Genomic DNA, 4,320 nt, shown 5'->3' with positions numbered 1-4,320 from the left:
ATCAAACTGATAAGTACGACTCCCACAACTAGTAGGCGTATACGAAACAACCTGACCATCCCCACCATACGACCAAGATGATTTCTGCTGTGTATGCGTATGAGAGTCATCAAATTCTTGTACAGTGAGGCGCCCCAAAGCATCGAATCGGAGTGTATGTGTCGTAGGCTGTGTATTCGTTGGATCTGTATAGTCAAGCAATTTTACTGTTCTATTTACGCGATCCATCTCAACGCGGGATAGAAGATTCCCGTCTACCAATGTCTCTGTAAGTTCACCATTGTCGTATACGAATTTAAGTGTAACGCCATCAGGACCTGTCTGGCTTAGCTGACGTCCTGCGGCATCATAAGTAGCGGAAGTAACTCGACCAAGTCGGTCAGTAACCTTTACTACTTTATCCTGATTGTTATACTCCCGACAAGTAACTCCACCCAACGGATCAGTGATAGCAGTAATACGGTCACGCGCATCATATTCATAACGAGTAACTCCACCTACGCCATTTGTAGCTTTGACAAGACGTCCTGCTCTATCGTACGCGAATTTGCGTATCCCGTAATTGATATCTCGGCTATATGTAACTCGTCCCATAGCATCATAGGAATATTGGCTCTTTCCAACTCCTGGAATGGTTGATTCAACGAGACGGTTCATACAATCATACGTATACGTTGATTTCTCGCCAGCTGGGTTCACTTGTGCTATCAGTCGGGAATCTGCATCATATGTATATGACGTTATCCCACCATTAGGTGTGACAATCGTTGCAAGACGACCACAAGAGTCGTACGTATACTTTGTTTCTCGCCCTTCAGGAGACACTACGGATACTATACGACCAGATAAATCACGCGTAAATTTTGTACAACCACCTTCAGCATTAATGATTTCTATAACTTTTCCTGAAGCGTCATAAGAAACAGACTCACTAGCTCCAGAAATATCTGTGAGTGTTACTGGACGACCATACTTGTCAAAATAAACAGTTTCATCGACTTGTCCTTGAGTATCTAAGCTATGGACAGAGCCATGAAGGAGATTACCTGTAGATTGCTGTGATACTCCTGTAGGGTCCGTAATCTTAGTCACGTCCCCTGTCTTCGTGTATGCATAATTCCACGCTGAGCCTGACGGATCAACAATTTGGGTCAGCCGAGATAGACTGTCGCGGGTAAATGCCCATCGAGCGCCATCAGGTAAAATAGTCTCGCTAACGTTACCTAAATCATCAAAAGTCTGCTCAGTGGATCTGCCTAAAGGATCAATAACACGAATAAGTTCACCATGAGGAGCATATTCATAACGTGTTATGGTGTTGTCTGGCGCAGTAATAGCCACGAGCCGATTATGTGTATCATACTCATAATTCCACTTATGTTTATCTGCTTGCGTAACCGTCTTGAGCATTCCTTTATCGGTATACTCAAAGTATGTTGCAAAGCCTAATGGACTAATAGCTTGAATGATACGCCCAGCATCATCCCGTACAAGACGCGATGTATCGCCCAGAGCATTCATAACACCAATTAAATCGCCATACTGGTCATATTCGAAAGAAATCGTTACACCCGTTGGGTCTATAATCCGTTCAAGCTTACTATCAATACTCCACTCTAAGAGCGTGACACCTCCTACAGCATCAATAATTTTGCTTGGGTTACGGTCACTATCATTCGCATACCAGTACGACATCGTAGAACCATTATCAGTTGAGACGAGAGTTACTCTGTCATAATCATCCCACTCGTAACGAATCTGAGCTTTAGTAGGAAGTACAGTTCGAGTCTCGCGACCACGGTCATCATAAAAATGAATAGTAGTATCCCCGTCACGGTCACGACTCATGACTAGATTGCCATGCTCATCATACGCCATAGATTGGCGGTTACCGTGAGAATCGATAAGCCCAACAGTTCGACCATAACGATCAGCAATCCACGTGTTTGCACGCTTGCCATCATTATCAGAAATAGTTGTCACATTTCCCGGCAAATACGTGTACCGAGATGTACGACCAAACTGTGAGGTCTGTGATGTAACTCGTGCTTTGTCATCATACGTATTAGTTACTTCAACTACACCAGTAGCACTGATGACTTTCTCGATGAGCTTTTGTCTGCCAAGAATGTAAGAACGATGACCGTCATGAGATACTACAACTGTAAGATAATTATCCTCGTACTCATATGACACAATTTGCCCATCGCTCGCAACGAGCGAAGAAACAAAGCCCAATGCGTTGTAATTCACCGAGATAGAGCGACCTCTTGCGTGCTCAAGAAGAATAATGCGATTAGAATCATCACGAACGGCGCGAACAGTATCCGACTTATGAGATGAGTACGCAACCCACTGGCCATCTGTATCGAACACCCATTGTGTCCCATGATTATCATTAATTAGCCACACATCACTAGAGGCACCGCTATCTGCAAAGTCTCCTATGAGTCGAGTTTCTGCCAACGTCGTCTTACGAGCCCAGAAATTCTCATTATTTGCACGGGTAGCATCATTATCAATGTTGAGAGGGAAAACGCTCTGACGACCATCATCATGAATCCAAGTTACTGAATCATCAGTAATGACCATACGCTGATCCAGAATTGATGACCATCCGATGCCATATACGCCAATACTTGGCGCATCTGATAGACCAGAATTTTGCATGTAAGCAATATGCGAATTGTACATTCGCATACACGCCAAGCTTGAAGCTGCGCCCATGAACGCTATATCAATTTCTGGCTCTACGAAATTACCAGTAACCGTATTGACAGGATCATCCGCAAAGCCAGTAGAAACAGGCATTCCCGCGAGACTCAACTGAGGCACTAGCAATGCTTGGCGTGTGGTAGATACTCCAGCAGCTTGAAGCGTTGCGAGTAAAGCTTGGTCAGATAATGACACGACACTACCTTGACCTCCTGCAGTCGCAAAAGCATTGGAAATGACACTTAACCATGTAGCATCATTATCATTATTTTGGTTATAAGCAGAAAACGTAGTAATCAAATCTGCCATACCGTTAATTAGCGTAGCGGAATTTTTCCACGTCCATGCAGATTCAAGAGAATTATATGCATTAGAAAGCGCAGAAATCTTAGCTGTAACAGTACCCGTCGTACCTCGCACCGTATTAACAAACGTGTCAAGATTATCTGATATCGCCGATGAAACGTTCGTAGTACCGCTTGCAGAACCAGGTTGTGGCGTATCACGGCTTACTGCTTTTGTCTGAGGAGCACTAATACTTGGTTTAGTACCTTCTTTTAAATCTTTTTCAGAGATTTTTGGCTCACTATGTTGCTGAGCATAGACGAGTGATGGAATACCAAACCAACTTTTATCATCTATGTGACGTTGCCACTCAGCATGTTTCTTTTGCCATTCGCGTGCTTTTTCGCGACGTTTCTGTTCAGCTTGAGCAGCAGCTTGAGCTTGGCGCATACCTTTAGCTACAGCATCAAGTGCTGCGACAAGATTATCCCTATCAGTATTTTGCACAGCACAATTCGTATCGAAGATATCTCTAAAATAGCCTTGGAACTGATTTTTCGCAGTAGAGGCACCGTTGTTATACGCTGTGTTGGCATCCTGAAGAGCAGTAGACATACTAGTACAAGCAGTAATGAAATTTTCACTCGCATTCTTTTGAACACTCGTATAAACGTCCTCGGTATTGCCCTTTAGATTTACCACGAATATCAATCCTCATTCTTAATGCAACAACTTTTATCACATATAAAAGAAAAGGGATTTATTCCCACTCACACACGTCATCATGCCGTGAAAATAAATCCCGCAAAAACCTAGGAGTAGTCTACTGACCGCCACCAGCAGTGAAAATATTATCAGCAATCTGCTGAAGTTGCTGACGAAGCTCTTCAAGTTCATTCTTAGCCTTTTCTAAAGCTTGACGAGTCTCAGGCCATGTCTGACCTCGGAAACGCTCAGCCAAAGGACCATCCCACACATTGGGATCAGACAAAGTTTGCCCCTGTGAATTGAGCTGATTAATCTGGTCAGTCAGCCCGCCATTAATGATGCTCTGAATCTGCTGAATAGAAGTTTTCGCCTGCTCCGTCGATAACACACGACTCACGTCCCGCTCCTTCTACGCTGCCATTCACCACGAATAGTGATAAGAATAATCCGTACTCCATGTACTTCTTCAAGTCTATCTGTACAGTAAGACGTATGCATCAAGCAGAGTTGAGAGCTATATATTTTGTACTTTATATGGTGGCGTATGGTGGGGATGGTCAGGTTGTTTCGTATACGCCTACTAGTTGTGGGAGTCGTACTTATCAGTTTGAT

General features: G+C 43.7%; 2 protein-coding genes. Both read right to left on the bottom strand.

Annotated elements, in window-relative coordinates; translation table 11 throughout:
- A partial coding sequence (locus ACFQY8_RS03345) for a DUF6531 domain-containing protein (RefSeq protein WP_377938498.1) occupies positions 1 to 3,702 on the bottom strand: 3,702 nt, incomplete at its 3' end.
- 121 nt (positions 3,703 to 3,823) lie between these two features.
- Complete coding sequence (locus ACFQY8_RS03340; protein ID WP_377938497.1) at positions 3,824 to 4,105, bottom strand: hypothetical protein; 282 nt, start codon at positions 4,103 to 4,105, stop codon at positions 3,824 to 3,826.
- Positions 4,106 to 4,320: the final 215 nt, after the last annotated feature.

The sequence above is a fragment of the Alloscardovia venturai genome (assembly GCF_042676605.1).
GTDB classification, from domain to species: domain Bacteria; phylum Actinomycetota; class Actinomycetes; order Actinomycetales; family Bifidobacteriaceae; genus Alloscardovia; species Alloscardovia venturai.
The sequence above is the reverse complement of the archived record's forward strand: the minus strand, read 5'-3'. Positions and strand labels throughout refer to the sequence as shown.